General features: G+C 59.8%; 15 protein-coding genes and 1 pseudogene. 7 read left to right on the top strand and 9 right to left on the bottom strand.

All coding sequences use genetic code 11. The features are described from left to right. Positions 1-14: 14 nt before the first annotated feature. A complete protein-coding gene (locus tag ACYZT0_RS19700; RefSeq protein ID WP_462042619.1) occupies positions 15-1,070 on the top strand; it encodes an ABC transporter ATP-binding protein in 1,056 nt (351 codons plus the stop codon). 139 nt (positions 1,071-1,209) lie between these two features. Here the strand turns inward: ACYZT0_RS19700 and ACYZT0_RS19695 are convergent, their stop codons facing one another. Then, on the bottom strand, positions 1,210-2,139 hold the full coding sequence (locus ACYZT0_RS19695) for an AraC family transcriptional regulator (RefSeq protein WP_462042618.1): 930 nt from the start codon (positions 2,137-2,139) through the stop codon (positions 1,210-1,212). 334 nt (positions 2,140-2,473) lie between these two features. On the opposite strand from ACYZT0_RS19695, the gene ACYZT0_RS19690 reads away from it, so the two are divergent. After that, entirely contained in the window at positions 2,474-2,827 is a 354-nt protein-coding gene (locus tag ACYZT0_RS19690) for an antibiotic biosynthesis monooxygenase family protein (protein ID WP_462042617.1), read from the top strand. A 41-nt stretch (positions 2,828-2,868) separates the two neighbouring features. After that, the gene (locus tag ACYZT0_RS19685) at positions 2,869-3,099 is read left to right on the top strand and encodes a hypothetical protein (protein ID WP_462042616.1); all 231 of its coding nucleotides are present in this window, start codon (positions 2,869-2,871) and stop codon (positions 3,097-3,099) included. Here the strand turns inward: ACYZT0_RS19685 and ACYZT0_RS19680 are convergent, their stop codons facing one another. The 7 genes and pseudogenes from ACYZT0_RS19680 to ACYZT0_RS19650 form a co-directional block, all read right to left on the bottom strand. Continuing rightward, positions 3,100-3,729: a flavin reductase family protein gene (locus ACYZT0_RS19680; protein ID WP_462042615.1), complete on the bottom strand. Its 630-nt coding sequence runs from the start codon at positions 3,727-3,729 to the stop codon at positions 3,100-3,102. It lies immediately after the preceding gene. 260 nt (positions 3,730-3,989) lie between these two features. Continuing rightward, positions 3,990-5,312 (bottom strand): MFS transporter, encoded by a 1,323-nt coding sequence (locus ACYZT0_RS19675; RefSeq protein WP_462042614.1) that lies wholly within the window; start codon positions 5,310-5,312, stop codon positions 3,990-3,992. Positions 5,313-5,612: 300 nt separating this feature from the next. After that, positions 5,613-6,947, bottom strand: a complete 1,335-nt coding sequence (locus ACYZT0_RS19670; RefSeq protein ID WP_462042613.1) for a sigma-54-dependent transcriptional regulator — start codon at positions 6,945-6,947, stop codon at positions 5,613-5,615. Then, positions 6,941-8,749 carry a sensor histidine kinase gene (locus ACYZT0_RS19665; RefSeq protein ID WP_462042612.1) on the bottom strand — a complete coding sequence of 603 codons (1,809 nt, stop codon included), beginning with the start codon at positions 8,747-8,749 and terminating at the stop codon, positions 6,941-6,943. Before ACYZT0_RS19665 ends, ACYZT0_RS19670 begins: the two co-directional genes overlap by 7 nt. Positions 8,750-8,810: 61 nt before the next feature. Further along, complete coding sequence (locus ACYZT0_RS19660) at positions 8,811-11,639, bottom strand: RHS repeat-associated core domain-containing protein (protein WP_462042611.1); 2,829 nt, start codon at positions 11,637-11,639, stop codon at positions 8,811-8,813. After that, a pseudogene (locus tag ACYZT0_RS19655) lies at positions 11,636-16,270 on the bottom strand (SpvB/TcaC N-terminal domain-containing protein). Before ACYZT0_RS19655 ends, ACYZT0_RS19660 begins: the two are co-directional and overlap by 4 nt. Before the next feature lie 209 nt (positions 16,271-16,479). Beyond that, positions 16,480-18,003 carry a fumarate hydratase gene (locus ACYZT0_RS19650; RefSeq protein ID WP_057960547.1) on the bottom strand — a complete coding sequence of 508 codons (1,524 nt, stop codon included), beginning with the start codon at positions 18,001-18,003 and terminating at the stop codon, positions 16,480-16,482. Positions 18,004-18,434: 431 nt separating this feature from the next. Between ACYZT0_RS19650 and ACYZT0_RS19645 the strand changes: the two genes are divergently transcribed. The 3 genes from ACYZT0_RS19645 (at position 18,435) to ACYZT0_RS19635 (ending at position 21,810) form a co-directional block, all read left to right on the top strand. Continuing rightward, positions 18,435-19,541: a GGDEF domain-containing protein gene (locus ACYZT0_RS19645; RefSeq protein WP_462042610.1), complete on the top strand. Its 1,107-nt coding sequence runs from the start codon at positions 18,435-18,437 to the stop codon at positions 19,539-19,541. Continuing rightward, positions 19,534-20,469 carry an iron-sulfur-binding ferredoxin reductase gene (locus tag ACYZT0_RS19640; protein WP_462042609.1) on the top strand — a complete coding sequence of 312 codons (936 nt, stop codon included), beginning with the start codon at positions 19,534-19,536 and terminating at the stop codon, positions 20,467-20,469. The genes ACYZT0_RS19645 and ACYZT0_RS19640 overlap by 8 nt, the downstream gene beginning before the upstream one ends. A 171-nt stretch (positions 20,470-20,640) precedes the next feature. Next, positions 20,641-21,810, top strand: coding sequence for an IS4 family transposase (locus ACYZT0_RS19635; RefSeq protein ID WP_462041955.1), 1,170 nt, complete (start codon positions 20,641-20,643; stop codon positions 21,808-21,810). Between the two features lie 182 nt (positions 21,811-21,992). On the opposite strand, the gene pyk is transcribed toward ACYZT0_RS19635, so the two are convergent. After that, the gene (gene pyk, locus ACYZT0_RS19630; protein ID WP_462042608.1) at positions 21,993-23,444 is read right to left on the bottom strand and encodes a pyruvate kinase; all 1,452 of its coding nucleotides are present in this window, start codon (positions 23,442-23,444) and stop codon (positions 21,993-21,995) included. Positions 23,445-23,601: 157 nt separating this feature from the next. Between pyk and ACYZT0_RS19625 the strand changes: the two genes are divergently transcribed. Continuing rightward, positions 23,602-23,976, top strand: a complete 375-nt coding sequence (locus tag ACYZT0_RS19625; protein WP_462040567.1) for a tetratricopeptide repeat protein — start codon at positions 23,602-23,604, stop codon at positions 23,974-23,976. The last annotated feature ends 192 nt before the right edge of the window (positions 23,977-24,168 follow it).

The raw sequence follows: 24,168 nt of genomic DNA, 5'->3' as shown, positions 1-24,168 counted from the left end.
TCTTGAGGTGCTGCATGACTGGTCTGATTCTGGAAAACGTCGAGAAATACTACGGCTCGGCCTGCGCGGTAAAAGATGTAAACCTGCATTTGCCCGAGGGCAAACTGGTGTGTTTTCTCGGCCCTTCGGGCTGCGGCAAAACCACTTTGCTGCGAATGATCGCAGGGCTCGAAACCCTGAGCGGCGGCGAGATTCGCCTGGACGGTGAAGACATCGGCCACACGCCGGCGCATCAGCGCAATTTCGGCATGGTGTTTCAATCGCTGGCGCTGTTTCCGCACATGACGGTGGGGGAGAACATCGCCTATCCGCTGAAACTGCGGGGTGTCAGCAAGGCTGATCAGCAGGCGCGGGTGGTGGAGTTGCTTGAGCTGATTCAACTGCAGGAAATGATTGATCGCCCGGTGGCAAAACTCTCCGGCGGTCAACGCCAGCGCGTTGCGATTGCCCGTGCGATTGCCTCGCGGCCCAAGATCCTGTTGCTGGACGAACCGCTGTCGGCGCTAGACGCCAAGTTGCGCGAGTCGATGCAGGTGGAAATCCGTCAGCTGCAACAACGCTTGAACATCACCACCATCATGGTGACCCACGACCAGCGTGAAGCCATGACCATGGCCGATATCGTGGTGGTGCTGGGTGAGCATCGGGTGCAGCAAGTGGGCACGCCGATTGAGATTTATCGGCACCCGGCCAATGAATTCGTCGCGGACTTCATTGGCTCGGGGAATATCTTTCCGGCCACGGCGCTGGGTAACGGGAAGATTGGGTTGCCGGGTGGCGATGCGCTGGAAGTGCCGATCTGCAGCAGCATTGTGGTGGGGAAGAAAGTCAAAATGCTGATTCGCCCTGAAGACCTGCAACTGTCGCATCCACAGGCGACGGTGGGGAATCGGTTGCTCGGTAAGGTGACGTTCGTGCGCGATATCGGCGCGACGATTGAAACCACCGTTGAGTGCTCCGGGGTTTCGTTTACAGCGTTGAGTACGCCGTGTCAGGGTTTTGGGTTGAGCATTGGCAATCCGGTGTCAGTGACATTGCCGGCTGAGGCGTGCCGCGTACTCAGCGCCTAAAAACACCACCAACCCTGTAGGAGCGAGCGGTGCGGCGATCCGACTTGCCCGCGAAGGCGATTTCATATTCAGATAGATGTTGACTGACACGACGCCTTCGCGGGCAAGCCTCGCTCCTACAGGGGGCGTTTCAATTCAGCTACACGGTCAACCGCAACCGCGCCAAATCCCGGAGCGGCGGCGCCCCAAACAACCGACTGTACTCCCGGCTAAATTGCGACGGACTTTCATACCCCACCCGATACCCCGCCGCCGAAGCCTCCAACCCTTCCGCCAGCATCAACCGCCGCGCTTCTTGCAGTCGCAGCTGCTTCTGATACTGCAACGGACTCATCGCCGTCATCGCCTTGAACCGGTGATGCAACGTCGACACGCTCAGGTTCACTTCCTTCGCCAGATCATCGATGCGCAGCGGCTGTTCATAGTTGCCGTTGAGCCATTTGATCGCCTGGCTGATGCGGTGGCTTTGGCTGTTGGCGATGGCGATTTCATACAGCCGATGCCCCTGTTTGCTGCGCAACAACCGATAGAGGATCTCCCGACGAATCAGCGGCGCGAGCATGGCAATGTCTTTCGGGGTCTCCAGCAACCGGGCCAGTCGCAGCACGGCGTCGAGCATGGCGGTGTCGATTTGTTCGACATACAGGCCGCGACCGGTGGGGCGGGTCGGTACCCCCAAGGGACCGGCGTCGGCAATCAGCGCGGTGATTTCCGCCGGGTCGATGTCCAGCCGCACGGCGAGGATCGGTTCCTCGGGCGAGACGTTCACCACTCGCCCACTCAGCGGCATCGAGACCGACACCACCAGGTAATTCAGCGGGTCGTAATTGAAGTATTCGTCCGCCAGCCTGACCTCTTTGCGCCCCTGGGCCATGATGCACAAGGCCGGTTGGGCAAGTACTGGGGCGAAGTTATGGGATTGGCTATGTCGCGACATGAACAGCGAGCCGACGGCAGTCGCATAACAGCCATCCTCCTGGGTGTTGCGGCGGATGATGGCGGCCAGCTCCGTGCGCTGTTTCTCCATGTCGGCGTCCAGCGGGGCTTGAAAATGATCGAGCGACGACATGCTGGGCATCCTCGGTGAGGCGTTGGTAATGAGCTGAGCTTAAGTTTGTGCAAGGCACAGCGGTAGACACATCCTGCCCAAAGCTTGCCTGATTCTGCACGGGGTTGAAGCGTTGCGCTGCCATGGCAGCGCATGGTCAGGAAAACTTGCTTGAAAGTCGTGTTTCAGCCCTGTAACAGCATTTACTCGTTGTTAAAGGTGCGGGATGCAGCCTCGCAGGATTGTGCAACAAGCCGGCAGGAATCGACTAACGGCGCGGCGTCCGGGCGCTTAACCTTGGATCCTGTCGCAGCCCGTCCCACGGCTGCCACTCGAGTACCTGGGAGGGTTAAACATGTCTACGCAGATCCCCGTCAGTCATATGGCCTTTGTCCGTGCCCGCGTCGGGCGTTCAGCGGAGCTCGGTGCGCGCCTCAGCGCTTTGATCGAGCCGTCTCGCAGCGCACCGGGCTGCTTGAGCTTTGCCCTGCAGCATTCGCAATGCGATGCCGAGTTGTGGCTGGTGTCCGGTTTCTGGGTCAATCAACAGGCCATGACCGCTTACTTCAGCACCCCGGCCATGGATATCTTTGCCGAGCTGGTCCAGGAACGGGTGGTCAACAGCCTGGATTTCCATACTTTCAAGGATGTCTCGGTGGGGCAGGTGCTCGATCACCCGCAGGCACCGGTACACAAACTGGCCGGTTGAGGGTTTAATGGCTCCACTCTCAATTAGCCAGGATGCGCGACATGGCACGCAAAGCCTTTGACATCTTCGAAGCCGTATCTGCCGTAGTACCTCGTGAAGGCGGTTATTACGCCGCAATCGCCACCAAAGCCATCGGTGGGTCGGGTGCGCCGCGCTTTCATAAGCTGCTCGAAGAGCAAACCTTCAAAACTGCCCGAGATGCCGATGAAGCCGCCGCACTGGAGCTGACTCGCCTCAAAGGCGTCAGCGAAGACGGCGACCTGATCTGGTAATTACCTTTTTGCCTCAGGGCGATACATCTTGAACAACGCCTCTGGCCCCAGCTGGAAATAATCCGCTGGCCCACCGCCGCGCAGAATCGGTTCTGCCGCGGCGGTGTCGTACACGCCATCCTTCAATAGCCACTTGGCGATATGCACGGCGACCACTTCGCCGAGAATCAGCCAGCTCGGCACCACTTCACCGTCCGCCCGCTGCAACTGAATGATCTGCGTGACCTTGCACTCGAAGGACACGGGGCTTTCAGCAACCCGTGGCACCTGAATGATTTTCGACGCTACCGGCGTCAGCCCGGCCAATTCGAATTCGTTGGTGTCGGGCGGGACCATGGCGCTGCTTTGGTTCATCCGCTCGGCCAGTGGCCGGGTCGCCAGGTTCCAGGCGAATTCGCCGGTCTGTTCGATGTTGTTCAGGCTGTCTTTGCGCCCGACACTGGAAAAACCAATGATCGGCGGAATGTAGTTGAAGGCGTTGAAGAAGCTGTAAGGCGCCAGGTTCAGGCGGCCATTGGCATCCTGAGAGGAAATCCAGCCAATGGGACGCGGGCCAACGATGGCGTTGAACGGGTCATGCGGCAGACCGTGGCCGTTGGCGGGTTCGTAGAAATGGATATCGTCGGGCATGAAGTGAATTCCTGGGCTGCATTCTGGATGCGCCAATAGTGCAAGGACGAACACCTAATATCCAGTCGCCGCTATCCCTTGTAGGAGCGAGCGGTGCGGCGATCCGACTTGCCCGCGAAGGCGATTTTAAGTTCAGCATTGATGTTGGCTGACACGACGCCTTCGCGGGCAAGCCTCGCTCCTACGAGGACGGGACACGGTACAAAGAAAAGGGGCAGACCCGGCTAAGGTCTGCCCCTTTTTTTGTGCCGCTTGCGGACTTAGTCCGTCTCGATCCGCGAATGCTTGCGGGTGTCTTTCATGGTCACGTAGACCAGCAACGACACGGCGATACACGCAGTGACGTACCAGTAGTAACCGGTTTCCATGCCGATGCTTTTGAACCACAGCGCGATGTATTCAGCGGTGCCGCCGAAGATCGACACGGTCAGCGCATACGGCAGGCCGACGCCCAATGCACGAATCTCTGTCGGGAACAGTTCGGCTTTGACCACCGCGTTGATCGAGGTGTAGCCGCTGACGATGATCAGCGCCGCCATGATCAGGAAGAACGCGCCCCACCAGGTCTGGACCGTGTGCAGGGTGGTCAGGATCGGCACGGTGAAAAGGGTGCCGAGCACGCCGAAGGCAATCAGGATCGGCCGCCGACCGACTTTATCCGACAACCCGCCAATCAGCGGTTGCAGGCACATGAACAGAAACAGCGTAGCCGCCGAGATGCTGGTGGAATCGGTGATGCTCATGCCAACGGTGTTCACCAGGTATTTCTGCATGTAGGTGGTGTAGGTGTAGAACGCCAGGGTGCCGCCCATGGTCAGGCCGACCACGGTCATCAGTTCCTTCGGATGGCGCATCAAGGTGCGCATCGCGCTTTCTTTCTTCTCTTTCTTGACCTTGTTGAACGACTCGGTCTCTTCCATGCCACGACGCAGATACAACGCCACGACTGCACACAGCGCGCCGATGGCGAACGGGATGCGCCAGCCCCAGGCATACAGCTGCTCGGTGGTCAGGGTCTGTTGCAGCACGATCAGCACTGCCAGGGCGATGAGCTGACCGGAGATCAGCGTCACGTACTGGAAGCTGGAGTAGAAACCGCGACGTTCCTTGGTCGCCATCTCGCTGAGGTACGTCGCCGAGGTGCCGTACTCGCCACCGACCGACAGGCCTTGCAGCAAACGGGCGAAAATCAGCAGGATCGGTGCACCGATACCGATGGTTTCATAATTGGGGCTCAGGGCGATCAGCAGCGAGCCGAAGCACATCAGATACACCGAGGCCATCAACGCACGTTTACGACCGGCGCGGTCCGCGTAGAGGCCCATCAGCCAGCCACCGATCGGGCGCATCAGGAAGCCCACGGCGAAGATCGCAGCGGTGTTCATCAGCTGCGCGGTGGAGGACCCGGCGGGGAAAAAGGATTTGGCGAAGTACAAGGAGAACGCGGCGTAGACGTACCAGTCGTACCACTCGACCATGTTGCCGACAGAGCCGCTGAAGATCGATTTGATGCGACTGGCAGTGGTTCTTTCTTTGGCAGGCGAAGCTGCCGACCCAAGAGGCAGGGTTTGTGAGTTATCCATGACGGATCCTTCATTTAATTGTTTTTGTGGAGCGCGTTGAAACGCAGCCTGCTTGGGCTATAGCAGGAGGTGTGCCAAGGGGAGGAGGGCCGGTTTAGAGGGGGGTAGGGCGTGTTGTTGAGCGGAAACCCGCTTATTAACGTTCGTGCGTGAGCGGAAAACCGCTTATTCGACTCGTGGATTTGCTTTGTCAGTACCGGCCCATTCGCGAGCAGGCTCGCTCCCACATTTGAACTGTGTACACCGATCCCTTGTGGGAGCGAGCCTGCTCGCGAAGAGGCCAGTCCAGGCACTGCAAGTTCAACTGTCTTGCACGAACATCTCGCGGGTCAGTCCATGCCGCTGCATCTTTTCATTAAAGGTCCGGCGCGGCAGTTGCAGCTCTTCCAACACCGCTTTCACATCGCCCTTATGCCGGGTCAACGCCGCGCGCAAACAATGTGCTTCAAACGCTTCCTGCTGCGCCGCCAGCGACTGCCCCGGATCAATTCCCACCGGTTCCGGCTCGCCCAGCCCCAACACCTGACGTTCGGCAACATTCGCCAATTCGCGCACATTGCCTGGCCAGTCGTGGCTCAGCAGATGGCTCAACTGCGGACCACTCAGCGGTGGAAAGCTGCGCCCCAAACGCTCGGCTGCGTTCTGGGCAAACGACTCGAACAACAACGGAATGTCTTCACGCCGTTCGCGCAGCGGCGGCAGCCGCAACTCGGCCACGTTCAACCGATAGGCCAGATCTTCGCGAAAGCGTCCGGCCCGGGCTTCGTCCAGCAAATCGGGTTTGGTCGCGGCGATGATTCGCAAATCCACGCGGATGCTTTGATTCGAGCCCAACCGCTCCAGCTTCTGCTCCTGCAACACCCGCAGCAATTTCACCTGCTGGGCCAGCGGCATGCTTTCGATCTCATCGAGAAACAGCGTGCCGCCATCGGCGTATTCGAGCTTGCCGATGCGTTTGCCCGACGCGCCGGTGAACGCGCCGCTCTCATGGCCAAACAACTCGGCCTCGAACAACTGCTCGGGAATCGCCGCGCAGTTCAGCGCCACAAACGGTTTGTCGGCGCGTGGCCCGAAATCATGCAGGCAACGCGCAACCAGCTCCTTGCCGCTGCCGGTTTCACCGCGAATCAACACGTTGACCGGCAGCGTCGCCAAGTCCAGCACTTGCCGGCGCAGCGTCTGCAAACCACGGGATACGCCGAGCAGCGTCGCATCGAGTTTGGCGCGGTTATCTGCCTGCTCGTGCAAGGCGCGGTTTTCCAGCACCAGTCGCCGCTTGTCCAGCGCCCGGCGCAGACTGCCGAGCAGGGTTTCGGGGCTGAAGGGTTTTTCGAGGAAGTCGTAGGCGCCATCGCGCATGGCCTCGACCGCCATCGGCACATCGCCGTGGCCGGTCAACAGAATCACCGGCAAGTCGGCATCGCGGCGCTGAACCTCGGCCAGCAGTTCCAGACCGGTCATGCCAGGCATGCGCACGTCGCTGAGGATCACGCCGGGGAAATGCTTGGGCAGCTGCGCCAGGCATTCATCGGCGCGGCTGAACAACTGCACCTCGAAACCCGACAGGCTCAGCCATTGTTCGACGGCGCTACGAATACTGCTTTCGTCGTCGACCACCATCACTGCATTCAGCATGAACCAGGCGCCTCCAGGTCGATGGGTAAAGTCACGGTGAACACCGCGCCGTTTGCATGATTGTCGGCGCTCAGGCGTCCGCCCGATTCATGAACGATGGCAAAGGATACGGCCAGCCCGAGGCCCAAGCCATCACCCACCGGTTTGGTGGTGAAGAACGGATCAAACACGTTCGCCAAGTGCTCCTCGGCAATGCCGCCACCGTTGTCGGTGACCGTCAGGCGCCAGAGTTGTTCGTCGGCTTCGAGACGGATTTCCAGGCGCTTGCAGGGTTTGTCCTGCAGGGCGTCCAGGGCATTGCGCAGCAAATTGATCAGCACCTGTTCCAGACGAATCGCGTCGCCACGCACCCACGCCGGGCGCGTCAGGTGCAGCACCGTGCTGACCTGTTCATCGCGCAACCGTGTGTCGAGCAGCTGCAACGATTGGTCCACCACCGCCGCCAGGTCCAGGCGTTCGCGTAAACCGCTGGGGCTTTTGCGGGCGAAGGTTTTCAGGTGACCGGTGAGGGCGGCCATGCGCGTCAGCATCTCATCCACCGGCCTGAGCGCCTTGTAGGCGTCGTCGACCCGGCCGTGATCGAGCAACAGCCTCAGAGTAGCAAGCTGCATACGCTGGGCGGTCAACGGCTGGTTGATTTCATGGGCCAGCGCGGCAGACATCTGGCCGAGTGCGGCGAGTTTGGCCGATTGCACCAGGCCGTCTTGAGCGGTGCGCAGGTCGCGAGTGCGTTCTTCCACCAGTTGTTCGAGCTCTTCGCGACTGCGCTGGCGCAGCTTGGCCAAACGCCAGCGCTGATTGAGAAACAGCAACAAAAACACCACCGCCAGCCACAGCCCGGCAGCGGCGAGCCCGGCGTTGCGACTGTCTTCGAACGCGACTTGCGGGCGACGCAGCAGATGCAACGTCCAGCCCTCAGTGCTCAGCGGCAGCGATTCCCACAGGTAATTAGCCGTCCCGTCAGGCCCCACGACCCGCGTCAGATCACTGTTGTCGTCGAAGCGCCGAACCGAACGATACTCAAGCGGTGTCAGCGGTTGTTTGTCGTATTGGCGGGTAGCCTTGAGTTCGGCGTGATCGCTGTCACTCAGCGGTTTCAACAAGCGATAGCGCCAGCCCGGCTGGTTGGCGATGAAGATAATGCCGCGCGCATCACTGACCAGCAATGTGTCGCTGCCCTGACGCCACTCGCGCTCCAGTTCCGGAAACTCGAGTTTCACCACCATCGCGCCGAGGAACTGGCCGTTGTCATCGGTGACCGCGCTGGACAGGAAGTAACCGGGAATCCCGCTCGTCACGCCCACCGCGTAAAAGCGCCCGGTGCCCTGGGTGCGGGTCTGGCTGAAGTAGGGGCGGAAGCCGTAATTGTGGCCGACATAACTGCTGGGCAAACGCCAGTTGCTGGCGGCCACGGCCAGGCCGGTGCTGTCGAGCAATTCCAGGGTCGAGGACTGCGCCGCGCCGTTGATCTTTTCCAGTTTCAGATTGAGCGCCGCTTGCTGTTCGGCGTCGACAGGGCCGGCCAGCGCCGAACGCAACTGCGGATCGAGCGCCAGTACGGCGGGCAGGGCGCGGTAGCGGTCGATCAGGGTGTGCAGGGACGTCGCGTATAGCGCCAATTGTTGATTGGCACGGGCAGCGTCTTCCACCAAAGCCTGACGCTCGGCGTGACGGATTGCCAAACTGGCCGCAAGGGCCGCGCCGGCGAGGATCAACAGGGTATACAACGACAAACGCACGGTACGGGAAGTCGGCAGCATGCTGGCGTAAACAGGTAGAAAGTCGGGCGGGCACCATAGCATGGTGTGCCCGCTGGAAGAGACAAGGGGCGCCAGAAGATATGTCGCCCCTAATGCCTACTTGTTAAAGACGGGTGCTCTGCACGGAAGCAGTACTGGAGCGCTGCGAGTTCAGGCGCGGAATGCGGCTTGGTTGTCCTCTGCGCAAGGTGTTGTTAGTGGAACTTTGAGAGAAAACCGAGCTTCGACGCGAGGACGCGCCGCTCGCACTGTCGATTGCAGGCCTCAGATTTTGAATTTTCTCGAGCATCTCCATGGTGTTCCACGTAATGCCTATCAGGCTTTCGACTTCCAGTACCTGCTCATGGAGCGAGTCCTGCGCCTTCTTTGTCACGTTCTCTAACAAACGTTGCTCGGCAGTCAGTCTGTTGATTGTGGTTGTCATTTCAGCGGCCTTGGCTTTTTTTTCACCTTTTTCCTTTGTTCCTCTGAGCTCCTCGACATAGCCGCCGACTATCGGGCCTAACACAGCTCCGGCCAATGCCCCGGCAAGGGTTACGCTGGCGTTAATCATGCCAAAGGTGCGGTTAGCCGCTTGGGTCACGTCGGCGGGGGGGAGGGAGCCATCCCCCTGTGGATCCCAAGTGCCAGGAGGTGACCAACCCGGGTTAAACACAGTTGCGTTTACCAGGGCCTGTGTGGCGGCGGTGAGAATTGTCGCAACGACCGCCGCGTTAGCAGGCCCCGAGGTCGCAACCGGAAGTAAGGCTAACCCGACTTTCGAGTTAGCGGCCCACAAAGCAGCTCGCTTCAACCGTGAGCCCACAGGCTCAGGTTCAGGCGGCAGCGTGCCGGGGGGATTCTCTCCGGGATTGTCTACAAGCACAGGGCCAGAGAGACTCATCGTACTGCCTGCAATCGAGCTGGTACGGGACGACGATGCAGAGCTTATCGAAATGGTGGTTTGTTGAGGGGGTTGAGGGGCTTGGGTTTTGGTTCCCCCCGTGTCATCAACAAAATTGATCGGGTTGTTCCCCACCATCCGGTACACATTCAACCCGTCCACAACCCCCAGCGGATCCGGGTTGATCCACCGCTCCAACCACGGCGCCAAATACCTCAGTCCGTAATACACCAGACCACTGGCGTCCTGCTCCTTGGCCGAATAACGAATGGTTTTATAGTCGGCCTCCACTGTTGAACGAGCCGCCCACCAGGCCGTCCCGCCATAAGGGTAGTAACCTTCGTGGCTGATGATGGCGGCGTTTTTGTCCAGCTCCAGGGTACTGGAACCCAAATGATCGTTGAGGCTGTAGCGCAGTTGATCGGCCTCGATAAGGTCGGGTTTGCCCTTGACCCAATGCAGGCAACGTACATTACCGTAGCCGAGGGGCACGCTGATGACGTGGAGTTCTTCGCTGTCGTCCAGGGTGCGGATTTCCACGTTGGGCAAGTAACGCGCTTCCCGGCGATGGGCCACGGTTTTGGCCTGCGCGAGGTGGACTTTGCGCACTCGCGCGCCCTGGCTGTCGTAGCGGTAGTACTCACCATCGTTAGCGGCATTGTCGCGGTAGACGTTGATCAGTTCCTGTAACTGATTGCGCCCGTCCCAGGTTATGAGCTGCGTGCCGGGCATCAGGGTTTGCAGGTTGCCGTTACGGTCGAAGCGGGTCTCGAAGTCCGGATCCGGGTCACCTTCCTGCCAGGGCACGGCGCGGTTGCTGTCGTCGGCGACGCGCATCGTCCGGGTGTAGTGGTTGCCTGAGCGCTGGTGGCGCAGCACGGTGAGATTGCCACCCTCGTCGTATTCGTATTCCTGGGCGTAGTTGAGCAGCAGGCTCGGATCGATAGGGCTGATCAGGTCGGGCAGGCCCGGGCGAACGCTCGCGCCAACGGCTTCACGGCCACTGGCACGGGTGAGTTGGTAAAGGCTGTCGTAGGTGTAGGTGGTTTCGGGCGCTACCCGCTGATTGTCGAAATACCCCACGGTCTGAAGGTGGTCCATCAGCAGGGAGATGTTGCCCACGGGGTCGTAGCTGTAGCTCAGGTTCTGCAACGGGTCTTTGCCCGGGGCTGCCGCGCTCAGGTGTGACAGTCGGCCGCTGTCGGGTTCGAAGGTGGCGAGGGTGGTGACACGGTTGCCGGCAGTCTGGCTGAGTAGCTGGCCTGCCGCGTTGTAGTCCGTGGCCGTGAGCAATTGCTGGGCGTCCTTGTCTTTCACGGTCAACTCAATAGCGTGGAGTTGGCCGGCGCGGCTGAAGCTCCAGCGTTGCTGATGGTCACCGGCGTCGGTCTGGCGAATCAACTCGCCCAGCGGGCTGTAACGCTGGCGGGTGATGTAACGTTTGTCGGGCTCCAGCAAGGTGTCTCGTGCAGCCTCATCCAGGGGCCAGTCGGCCATTTGCACATCGGGCAGAAAACGCCGGGTCTGGCTGATCACCTCACCGGTCAGGGCGTGTTGATCGAGCAGCAACACCCCGGCCGCATCGTCATGGCGTAGCAGTTGGCCACACTGGTTGCGGGCGGCGAACTCGGCGGCATCGTTGGCGTAGCTCAGGCGTTCCAGGGTCTGCGAAGGTTGCCCGTTGGTCTCTTCATGAACGGCCACAGGTCGCCGTTGCTCGTCGTACTCAATGCGCCAATGACTGCCTCGGCCATCCCAACTTTCCACGGCTTGCTGTGCCTCGCCCGGCAAACCCAGGCGCCATCCGGCGTCCACGCTGTCGGTGCACAACGCCGCCCCGGACAGGCAGTAAATGCTCACAAGGTTGGGCACCTTCAAGCGTGGGTCGTGTTGCGCCACCTGCCTTCCTGCTGTGTCGTATTGCTGGCGGGTGATGTGCGCGACGGGGGCATCGATGACCACTCGACGCAGATAACTCACTTGGCGCACGGGCAGGCCACGGCTGTCGGTGACGCTCAGGGTTGGGGTATGGCGATGGACACTGTTCATCTCACGGTCCGTTTTTTCCGCTGCGTGGGTGGCGGGTCAAACAAGTCGTTTTCATCGAAGGCGATGGTGTACCAGCAGCGATACCGCTGTTCCCGGCGCAATGGTTTTAGTTCGGAGTGTTCTCCTTGCGGCATTTTTTTCGCCAGTACGGTGTGTGTCGGCCGGCCGGCGGCGTCGTAGAACTGTTGATCGTGGTAACCGGATTCGCGGATCGCCTCGTCGTTAATGTAGCGGTACGCGTTCGCGAAATACGGTCGATAAATCCGCACCGTTTCTCCCTTGTTGTTGTACTCGACCCGTTCGCTGACCCGCCAGCGCCGCGTCGCATGTGCTTCCTTGGGGCGTCCTGCTTCGTCGAGTTCCAGCTCGCCCTTGTCGCTCGCCACCCAGGCCATGCCTGGTTCGACCTCCTGTTTGGCTTGCAGGGATCGGCCGAAGCCATCCCAACAGGCGATGGCCACACGGATTTGCAGTTCGGGGTCGCCGGGGTAACGATCGGCCTGCAAGGTCGCGACATGCATCGGTTCTCGATGGGCCTCGTCAATGTAATTCTGAAGCAGTTGCTCGTAGGGCGAAGGCGCTTCCAGGGTTTCGAGGTGCAAACGGGCGCGGGTGCAAATGTGGCCGCTGGGCAGCACAAAGCCTTCAGTGCGAGCCCAGGCCAGCCAGGGTTCCAAAGCAGTTTTTGGAACTTGGCCCATCCAGCTGAAAGGGGCGGAGAAAGTCGCCGTCGCGTAGTCGCCGATAGCGTCCTAGGGCGCGGCGATGGCAGTGTCTGGGCTCCGGTCAGCCGGTGGCTGGTACTCGGCAAGCGGTTCGAAACCCACCTCGACGCCCAATTCGGTGCCATGAAAACTGGTCACCAACACTTCACCAAACGCGTTGTAACGGGCTTCCTGGATATTGCGGTTGGGATCTTCAATGGCCGCAGGCAGGAACGTGCGGTAGTCGGTGTCGAGGATTTTCGTGGTGCAACCGTCCGGCAATGTAACGGCGGTGCTCAGGCACCAGTGCTTGTCGTAATTGACGGTGGTGATGCCGTGGCTCTTGGTTTGCTGGAATTTTTCAACGTTATAAAACCCCGCCAGCTTGTGGTAAGTGGGGAATCCTTTGCGTACCGACCATAAGTAGTTCTTGGCGTCGGTCGGATCGTCCGGTTCGCCCGCTTCGGAATCAGGCAAGAACCACTCCATGATGTGGTAACCCACCTCGGGCGACAGGAGCTTTTCCTTGAGGTTGAACGGCATGTGGCCGTCTTCGTCCTTGAGCTTGTCGTAGGCATTCAGGGCGGTGACATCCAGTTCGGCGGTTTCCTGATAGTCGGGGCAAGCCTGGAAGATGATATTTACCGGATCCGGGTCCAGCAGGTCACCGGTGGCGGGGTTCTGGTAGCGTTGCAAGGACAGGCCGGTCATCACTGCTTGAGCTGCCCATTGCCCCTCGTCTTCACTCTGTTCAAGAAAGTACTGATAGTGGATGTCCTCAGGTTTGAGTTCATCCTTTTTCAGGACCAGCGCATTGCTGCGCTGGCGGTAAGGTAGACCCAGACGCCAGCCTTGAAATGCTTCGAGATTGTAGTATTCGGCCTTGACCTGGGTCAGGTACCAACATTGTTGGGCGTCGTCATGGGCATCCACCCACCACGTGTTTTCGTAACACTCATCACGCTCATCACGCTCATCACCGGGTTCGCAGACGATAAAGGGTGGCGTGTCATCGACGGTTTTTCGCCTGGCGTAATGCACCGTAAACCCATGGGTCAGCGCGCCAAATTTGTCCCACGCAAGATTGATCGTGTGCTGACACATCGGGTCGTCGGCGAGTTCAGGTTCGTACTGGTAGGCGATGCTTTCCAATGCCAGAGGATGCAGCACGGCATACGGCTGGTGGTCACCTTTGGGCCTCAATTCACGGATCAGAAAACGGTTCTCTGCCACCGTGTAGGGCACGGCGATTTCTGGATCATCGTCGGCGGCAAAGACCTCGGTTCGCAACACTGAACCACTCAGGGCACGGGCCATTTCACGGGCAAGTGATTCGTCGGGGACGATAGACCGACCGGCCGCGTCATTGAGGTGGTATTCGTGCAGCAGGGTTTCGCGCAGATCCACGGCTTCGGGGTCGCCTGCGTAGTAATCGTCCTCCCGCATGTCCACGGCTTTGCCGGTGTGGAACCAGGTTTTGCTGAGGATCGGTGCGGTGAAGCCAACGCTTGCCCGTTCGACGTCCGAGGCTTCGGTGTCGGTTTGCAGCAGCAGGCCGAAGCCGCGGAACTCACGCTCGAAACCGTCGTAAAAGCCTTTGCGATAGGTGAAGCACTGGGTCAGTAGATTGCCGGTGATTTCGTCGAGCTGGGTCTGCTGGCTGACCAAGTGCATGGCGAACGGAAGGTGTGATACCGGGGCTTTGCCAGCCGCGATCAGCTCGGCCTTTTCATCTAGCCATTCCTGGGCCGAGCTGCGATAGGACACGCCGGTGGCGGTGCCCATATTGTTGTAGGTGGCATTCACCAAATAAGGCTTGGCCTTGACGAAATCGTAGCGCCAGTGCCTGGGTGCCATGTGTGGCACGGTCAGGATCAGGCTGGAACAACCGAGCCCTTGCAGGTCGGCGATGCTGACCTGACAGAGCCGGTCGTAACGCACGCCCGTGGGCCACGGTATGTCGACCGATGTCAGATCGAAGCCGTTGCCGCTGTTGTTCATGAACACCCGGAAATGGTCGGATTCCAGGTAAATGAGGTCAGCGGCGCCCGAACCATCGAGGTCCGCCAATTGCACTCGTGAGGCGTCGAACTCGGCGTAGTCGAAGGGTAGGGCGCCGAGTACGAAGCCTTTACCAAATCGCCCATGACCCAAGTTCGGCCAGCATTTGACCTCGTTGTGACGGATACGGATCAAGTGCTGCTGACCGCTGCCCAGCACATCGCTGAAAGCCACCAATTCGGTCTGGGCATTGCTCAGTAACGGCAGTGAATCGTCATCGTGGGGCACATCGGTGCCGTTGGCGAACCCGACCTCTCGACGGCTGGCATACAGGCGCACGCTACGAGGGCCGATCAGGGCCAGGTCGGTCAGGCCGTCGCCCACCAGATCGGCCAATTGCGCCATGGGATGAAAAAACTCCGTGGGAAATGCCGCATAGGCCACGAAGTTCGACCAGGTGCGGTCGGGATTGAGGGTGAAGAAACCGGACAGGCCGGGACTGGCGATCACCCAGTCGAGCTTGCCATCGCCGCTCAGGTCGCTGAGGGACTGGCTAATCGGCTTGCTGCTATCGGCCATCGGAATGTGAGGCAATTGCCCCCAATTGCCGTAACGCACAACGTCATCGTCAGTCTCGGCGCGCACGGGCTCGCGGTAATACCAGGTCTTGTCACTGCGAAACAGCACACCGGGCATCCCTTCGCCATACACGTCCACCAGCTGATAATGTTGCCCGTCATTGAGGCCGGGCATGTCTGGAAACTCGCTATAACAATCGCGCGCCGGATCGAGCTCGAAGGGGTTGTAGACGAACTCCATGGGCGGGCGACTTTCCATCTGGCCCTGATTGTCATAAGCCTGGATGTGGGCGGCGGTCAGATGGTTGTAACCGAGGGGGCTCTGGCGGTGTTCGAGCAGCAGGCGCTGGACCAGCACCGGCTCGGCGCCCAACTCTTCGACAAACTGATGAAACATCAGCACCTGCCGGCACAGACGACGAGTGCCCAGTTCGAAACCGTAGGCGTAGTTCCAGAAGGGATCGCTGCGTACTTGCCAGTCGTTGACCGGCAGATAGGTGGGGACTTGCGTCAGGTCTGCACTGCGTTCGCCGTAATCGAATAGCAGGTGGAAATGCCATTGCACCTCCTTCCAGCCATCGACACCCCATGAATACAGGTCCGCGGATGCCACGGCGTTGCCGTACAAGACCCGGTGCAGGTAACGCTGCGCGCGGTAGTCGCGAAATTGTGGGCCTTGCGGCTCTTCGACTTCAGCCTGGTACTCATACACCACATGCTCGCCGCGCAGGTTGAGGCTTTCATCGATCATCCAGACGCCGACATGGGTTTTGTCGTTCGGATCGGCCCGGCGCGAGGCTTCGGTTCTGCCATAGCAGTGCAGGCTGCCGTCGGCACTGTGGATCAACCAGAACCCCGCCGGGTTGTCGGGATTGTCGATGTTGGTCCAGTGCTCGATCAAATCAAAGGAGCCTTCGACCCGCGGCCAATAACGCACGACACGATGGTTACCCAGATTTTTAACGTCGTTGTATTCGGACACCTCTCTGAAGAGAATCTCGCCATTGTCACCCCTCTCGGGCATCCACACATCACCGCCGGGGCCGACCACCAGGTCGCTGCCGTCATACCTGGGCACACCCTTGGTGGTGCGCAGGGTGATGGCGTTGATGGTCATTCGCCAGCCGATACCGAACGGGCTGTTGCCCACATCGCTGCTGTAGCCAAGACCCAGGGCGGGCGCCATGCCCCGGATGGGCGCGTTGCTGATCGGCAGCGGCAGCTCCAGCGACGCCGCCCCGCTGGTGCCCACCGCGCCCCAGCCTTTGCCGATGCTTTGGATCGCGCCGCCCCCTTTGGGCAGGGACGGTGCATTGATTTCGAGCGTGCCTTGTTGTTCCGTGGCCATCGGGGTATCCACCATGACAGAGAGTGCAACCAGTGCGTTCAATTTATCAGGCGTGGTTGTTGCTGTGACCTGTCAGATCTGACAGGTCGATGGCCTTTTCTTAGAACAAATTAATACGCCCCTGAACACTTTTGATTACGTTTTGTCAGGCATAAAAAAACCGGCCTGTTGTTACCAACAGGCCGGTTTTTCGCTGCGCCAGGGCGTGCTTACTGCACTTCCACCGCCAGGCTTTCACTGATCTTTTTCTGCCAGATGGCAGGACCGGTGATGTGTACCGACTCGCCCTTGCTGTCGACCGCAACAGTTACAGGCATGTCTTTCACGTCGAACTCGTAGATCGCTTCCATGCCCAGTTCGGCGAACGCCACCACGCGGGATTTCTTGATGGCTTGCGCCACCAGATAAGCCGCGCCGCCGACCGCCATCAGGTAAACGGCTTTGTGGTCCTTGATCGCTTCGATCGCGGTAGGGCCACGCTCGGATTTGCCGATCATGCCCAGCAGGCCGGTTTGCTCCAGGATCTGACGAGTGAACTTGTCCATCCGCGTGGCCGTGGTCGGACCGGCAGGGCCCACCACTTCTTCGCGCACCGGATCAACCGGGCCGACGTAGTAGATGAAGCGACCTTTCAGGTCCACCGGCAGGGTTTCACCCTTGTTCAGCATCTCGACCATGCGCTTGTGCGCAGCATCGCGACCGGTGAGCATCTTGCCGTTGAGCAGGACGGTTTCGCCCGGCTTCCAGCTCTGCACGTCTTCAGGCGTCAGGGTGTCGAGGTTGACACGACGAGCCGATGGGCCGGCTTCCCAGACGATTTCCGGGTAGGCGTCCAGCGGTGGCGCTTCAAGGGATGCCGGGCCGGAACCGTCGAGCACGAAGTGCGCGTGACGGGTGGCGGCGCAGTTCGGGATCATGCACACCGGCAACGAAGCGGCGTGAGTCGGGTAATCCATGATCTTCACGTCGAGCACGGTGGTCAGGCCACCCAGGCCCTGGGCGCCGATGCCCAGTTGGTTGACCTTCTCGAACAGCTCCAGACGCATCTCTTCGATACGGTTGGACGGACCGCGCTTTTTCAGCTCGTGGATGTCGATGGATTCCATCAACACTTCCTTGGCCATCACCGCGGCTTTCTCGGCGGTGCCGCCGATGCCGATGCCGAGCATGCCCGGTGGGCACCAGCCGGCGCCCATGGTCGGAACGGTCTTGAGCACCCAGTCGACGATCGAGTCGGACGGGTTGAGCATGGCCATTTTCGACTTGTTCTCGGAACCGCCGCCCTTGGCCGCCACGTCCACTTCCACGGTGTTACCCGGGACGATGGAGTAGTGGATCACGGCCGGGGTGTTGTCCTTGGTGTTTTTACGAGCGCCCGCCGGGTCGGCGAGGATCGAGGCACGCAGGACGTTTTCCGGCAGGTTGTAAGCCCGGCGCACGCCTTCGTTGATCATGTCGTCCAGGCCCATGGTGGCGCCATCCCAACGTACGTCCATGCCCACGCGTACGAAGACGGTGACGATGCCGGTGTCCTGGCAGATCGGGCGGTGGCCGGTGGCGCACATCCGCGAGTTGATCAGGATTTGCGCCATCGAATCGCGAGCTGCCGGCGATTCTTCACGCAGGTAGGCCTCGTGCATCGCCTGGATGAAATCAACGGGGTGGTAATAGGAAATGAACTGCAGGGCGTCGGCAACGCTCTGTATCAGATCGTCTTGCTTGATCACGGTCATGAGTCGCGCTCCTCTAAAAGACGGGAACATTCAATAAGGTGCTTGCAGCTTGGGTGTATCGGTCGGTTGCAAGCACCTTTCAAGGCACGCCGGAGCTGCTGGCGCGACGCTAAAAAGGCGCGGCAGTATAACGCGCCTCGGTGGCGGGCACACCCGCCGACAGTCAATCTCGTGGCGAGGGGATTTATCCCCGTTCGACTGCGAAGCAGTCGCCCACCCGACACACGCGGTATACCTGACGCACCGAGGTGCCGCTTCGGGGCGGCTTCGCCACCCTACGGGGATAAATCCCCTCGCCACAGGTCATGGTTTTGACGCCAGTTTTCCGCCCTGAAAATTGAATGGTCATTTATCAGGCACGCTACTACAGTGGCATTCGGTCTGTAGAGTAGGACACTCAAGCAGCCTTCTTTCGCACGGTGAGTCAACGATTGACCCATAACGCCATCCAACGCTTGTTACTCAAACGCTTTGCCCTCGCAGCCGGCACCTACGCCCTGGCTTTGCTGCTGCTGTGGCTGGCGTTTTTCACGGGTCATTACGAGCAACCCCTGGCCAATGTGGCCATCGGCAGTGCACTGGTGGTGATCAGCCAGGCAGCGTTGTTTGCGGTGTTTTACAGCGGCTTCAACCTGCGTTTTTCCGACCCCAGCCTGACCGAAGCGCAAGTGTTGCTGGGGCTGGGCTGGCAAACCTGGCTGATCGCCCATCTGGATGAGGCTCGCGGCGCGTTTCTGGTGTTCTACGTGCTGATTCTGCTGTTCGGGTTGTTTCATCTTTCGCGCCTGGCCTTTCTCCGGTGCGCGCTGTTGGTGTTCGCAAGTTTCAGCGCCATCACGTTGTGGGAGGGCTACCAATTCCAGCTACCCGACCCGGCGCTGGCCGCGTTGCAGGTGTGCGTGCTGCTCATCGTGTTGGTCTGGCTGGAGCTTTATGCCCGTTACGTCCAGGACTCGCGTCAACGCATGCGTCAGCGCCGATTTGCCTTGCAGGCGCATCAGGACACCCTGCGCGGGATGATGCGCCAGCTCGAAGACCTGGTGGCCACCGACGAACTGACCGGGCTGTTTAATCGCCGACATTTCCTGCGCCTGGCCTCCCGTGAGCTCAACGCCATGGACGCCGATGTCGTGCATGGCCTGGCGCTGATCGACCTCGACCATTTCAAACGGATCAACGATGTACACGGTCATGCCGCTGGTGATCAGGTGCTGCAGGCCTTTGCCGCCGTGGCCAGCGCTTGCTTGCGTGAGGGTGATGTTCTGGCCCGTTATGGCGGCGAAGAATTTGTCGTGCTGTTGCCCGATTGCAACGCCGAACGCCTGACCTCTTGTTGCGAGCGGTTGCGCATTGCGTTCACCGATGTCGAACTGGTCGGCCTCAACGTCAGCCATCTGAGTTTGTCGGCGGGCATGACGTTGCTGGAACTGGGCGACGATCTCGACGATGCCTTGCAGAGCGCCGATCAGGCGCTCTATCGCGCCAAGCGTGACGGTCGCAATCGTTGCGCGGCGGCGTGGGAAAACGTCGATGCCTGAGTTACGGGTCGGCGAACGCCAATGGTCGGTGGCGGCGGGCAGCAATTTGCTCGACACCTTGAATCAGAACGGCGTGTCTGTGCCCTACAGCTGTCGCGCCGGCAGTTGCCATGCCTGTCTGGTGCAATGTGTACAAGGGCTGCCCAGCGACAGCCGACCCGATGCCTTGAGCGCAGACCAACGTCAGCAAGGCTGGCGCCTGGCGTGCCAGTGCCAGGTGGTCGAGGACTTGCAGGTGCACACCTTCGATCCGCAACAGGACGGCCGCCCGGCCGAGGTAGCGGCTGTCGATTGGTTGAGCGCCAGCGTGTTGCGTTTGCGCCTGACCCCTCAGAGTCCTTTGCGCTACAGCGCCGGGCAGCATTTGGTGTTGTGGGCGGGCAACGTGGCGCGCCCGTACTCGTTGGCCAGCCTGCCGGATGAAGACCGTTTTCTGGAGTTTCATCTCGAGTGTCGCCAGTCGGGGGAATTCAGCGATGCTGCCCGTCAATTCAAGATCGGCGACTCGATCCGTCTCGGTGAGTTGCGCGGCGGGGCATTGCATTACGACCCGGACTGGAATACCCGACCGCTTTGGTTGCTGGCGGCCGGCACCGGGTTAGGCCCGTTGTTCGGTGTCTTGCGGGAAGCGTTGCGACAGGATCACCAAGGCGTTATCCGTGTTATTCACCTGGCCCATGATGCCGATGAGCATTATCTGGCCAAACCGCTGCAGGCCATGGCGGCCAGCCGCCCGAACCTGAGCATCGAGCTGTGGACGGCGGCCGAGTTGCCAGAGGTTTTAGCGCAACTGCGGCTTGTTTCCCGGCAAACCCTGGCCTTACTCTGCGGTGCCCCCGACAGCGTCGATGCCTTTGCCCGGCGCTTGTACCTGGCGGGATTGCCGCGCAATCAACTGCTGGCGGATGTCTTTGTGCTCCGTGGTTGAGCGCTGATTTTCGATGTTGTCAGCGTTTTTCAACCGGCATTGATTCTCGCGGTTGATCGTTCCCACGCTCCGCGTCACTAGTGTCCGGTAAAAAACGAGGGGGGAGCTTGCTCCCCCTTGCTGTTGGCGGCTGTGAGGCATAATCGGTTTTTTCAGACTCGATTTTGACTTATGTTTTCCAGCACCCGTTTAAGCCAACTACTCAGTGCGATCCCGCGCCAGTTTTTCCAGCAATCCATCGAAACACACCAAGCTGATCGCTACGTCAAACGCTGCACGACCTGGCAATTGCTGGTGACACTGATCAGCGGCCATTTGACCCGAGCCTCAAGCCTGCGATCCTTGGCGACTATCTCCGAAAATTTCGGCCCGCATAGCTACCATCTTAATGCCGGCCCTATTGCCCGCTCGACAATGTCCGATGCCTTGAACAAGCGTGACTACCGGCCATTACAGGACCTTTGTGGGTACCTGATGAGCGCCGTCAGCCGCCAGCAGCGCAAGGAGGTCGGGGCCATGGTTAGCCTGATTGACTCCACGTCGATCACCTTGCGCGGACCTCACTTCGATGGCTGGACAGCCGCGACGAAAACCCGCATCACCCAAGGCCTCAAAGTGCATGTCGGGCTGGATCTGGCGCAGCTGGCCCCGGTGTACGTGAACATTACGCCTGCCAACGTCAACGACCTGAGCGATGCACTGGAAATGCCGATCCAGACCGGCATGACGTATGTTTTCGACAAGGGCTACTGCGATTACAACTGGTGGCACGAGTTGCAGACCAAAGGTGCTTTTTTCGTCACCCGCCTGAAGAAAAACGCCAATATCAAAGTGCTGCATGAGCACTCGACCGTGACTGAGCAAAGCTCGGTCATGACCGATGAAGTCGTCCAGTTTGGCAAAAAGCATTTGGCCGGCAAACGCCTGAACGACTATTGGGAAAAGTCGGTAAGACGCGTCGTGGTTGAGCGCGAGGGGCATGCGACGCCGTTAGTTCTGGTGACCAACGACTTCACGAGGACAGCTGAAGAAATCGCGTCCTTGTACAAAGATCGTTGGCAGATCGAGCTATTTTTCAAGTGGATCAAACAACATCTGAAGCTCAAACGCTTTTATGCCTACTCCGAAAATGCGGTGCGTTTGCAGATTTACAGTGCCTTGATCAGCTATCTGTTACTGCAAATACTCCATCGTCGCTCAGGATTTACCGGCTCGTTGTTCGAACTGACGGTTCGCATAGTTCATGTCCTGTTTGAACGGCCCGGAACCCCAGTATTGAGGGATCGACGAAGGCAGGAGCGAGAAAAGTTGAAGGCTGCCCAAGGCAGCCTTCAACTATGAAGCATGTTTACCGGACACTAGTGACGCTCCGCGTGGGAATGCAGCCCGGGACGCTCCGCGTCCCTGGAGCGGACGCGGAGCGTCCGTTGAGGCATTCCTTTGCTGCGCGTGGGAACGATCATCAAAAACCAAAAGCCCCGCCATTCACATGGCGGGGCTTTTGTTTTTCAGCGCATCGTCACTCAGACCATCGGGTCGCCAACGTGCAGGATTTTCATGCCGTTGGTGCCGCCGATGGTGTGGTAGCTGTCGCCCTTGGTCAGGATGACCCAGTCGCCTTTCTCCACAACGCCCAATTTAAGCAACTCGTCGATCGCGGCCTGGCTGACTTGCTCAGGCGGCAGCGAAGCCGGGTCGAACGGTACGGTGTAGACGCCACGGAACATGGCCGCGCGGGCCTGGGTTTCGCGGTGTGGGGAGAACGCGTAGATCGGCACCGAGGAACGGATGCGCGACATGATCAAAGGCGTGTAGCCACTTTCGGTCAAGGCAATGATCGCTTTCACGCCCGGGAAGTGGTTGGCGGTATACATGGCCGCCAGCGCGATGCTCTGGTCGCAGCTTTCGAAGACCTTGCCGATGCGGTGGCTGGAGGTCTTGCTGGTCGGGTGCTTTTCAGCGCCGATGCAAATGCGCGCCATGGCTTGCACCGCTTCCAGCGGGTAAAGGCCGGCAGCACTTTCAGCCGAAAGCATCACGGCGTCGGTGTAGTCGAGCACGGCGTTGGCCACGTCGGACACTTCGGCACGTGTCGGCATCGGGTTCTGAATCATCGACTCCATCATCTGGGTCGCGACGATCACAGCCTTGTTGTGGCGGCGTGCGTGCAGAATGATTTTCTTCTGAATGCCCACCAGCTCGGCGTCGCCGATTTCCACACCCAGGTCACCACGAGCCACCATGACGGCGTCGGATGCTTTGATCAGCGCGTCGAGGGTGTCGTCGTCGGCCACGGCTTCGGCGCGTTCGATCTTCGCCACCAGCCAGGCAGTACCGCCGGCTTCGTCACGCAGTTGACGGGCGTATTCCATGTCGGCGGCGTCACGCGGGAAGGACACGGCGAGGTAATCGACTTCCATCTCGGCAGCGAGCTTGATGTCGGCCTTGTCTTTCTCGGTCAGGGCTGGAGCGGTCAGGCCGCCACCGCGACGGTTGATGCCTTTATGGTCGGACAACGGGCCGCCGATCAGCACGGTGCAATTCAGCTCGGTGGCATTGGCGGTATCAACGCGCATGACCACGCGGCCGTCGTCGAGCAGCAGCTCGTCGCCGACGCCGCAGTCCTTGACCAGGTCCGGGTAGTCGATACCGACGACGGTCTGGGTGCCTTCGGTCAGAGGATGGCTGGTGGAGAAGGTGAATTGATCACCAATCTTCAGCTCGATCTTCTTGTTGGCAAATTTGGCGATACGGATTTTCGGGCCTTGCAGGTCACCCAGCAGGGCGACGAAGCGGCCGTGCTTGGCAGCGAGTTCACGCACCAGCTTCGCGCGAGCCTTGTGCTCGTCGGGGGTGCCGTGGGAGAAGTTCAGGCGGGCGACGTCCAGGCCAGCCAGAATCAGCTGTTCGAGAACTTCCGGCGAGTTACTGGCCGGGCCAAGGGTAGCGACGATTTTGGTGCGACGGACGGACATGCATAGACTCCTGAGTTCAAGCGCTGAGTGAGGCTACTATGGTCCGAAGTTGTAGTCATTGTTCGTTTGCACTACTTATTCGTTTATATCTTTAAACGAACAATCTTGAAGATTTCCGCCAACGGGTCGATACAGAGCTCAAGACAGGAGAACCCCCATGCGATTCGTGCTCATTGCCGTCCTTTTCCTCAGCGTCACGGGCTGCACCCGTTGGTCGATGAACCATCATTTGAATAACGCCTACAGCGCCTATGACCGCGGCAACTGCGAGCAAGTAACGCTCGAATTGTCAAAAGTCGAACGCGCCAGCCGCGCGCGGCCTTATGTGTGGCCGGAAGTGTCAATGATGCGCGGGCTGTGTCTGGAGCGTCAGAAACTGTTTGTCGATGCGGCTCAAACCTACCAGTTCATCATGGCGTCTTACCCGCAAAGCGAGTACGCCTACCGCGCCCGCGCCCGCCTGGAAACCTTGCAGTCACTGGGCCACTATCCGCTGCGCAGTGCTGCGGTCGTGCGCCCGACCCGGTTCTGATTAAAGGGGTCATTCAAAAGCTGGCCCACTTGCGGTGGTGAGCTATAGTCGAATAGTTCGGTTTTAGAGCCTTGCCTCTAAATCGACGTAACACCTGTGATCGGCAGGAGTGAGCGGCAGCGGTTTTTGTGGACTGTCGCACCGGGAGCGGGGAGAGCGCGCCTATGTCTATGCCTTTCTATAAGAAATAGA

This window comes from Pseudomonas sp. ZS1P83 (assembly GCF_054897825.1).
This window is presented reverse-complemented; position numbering and strand designations above follow the sequence as displayed.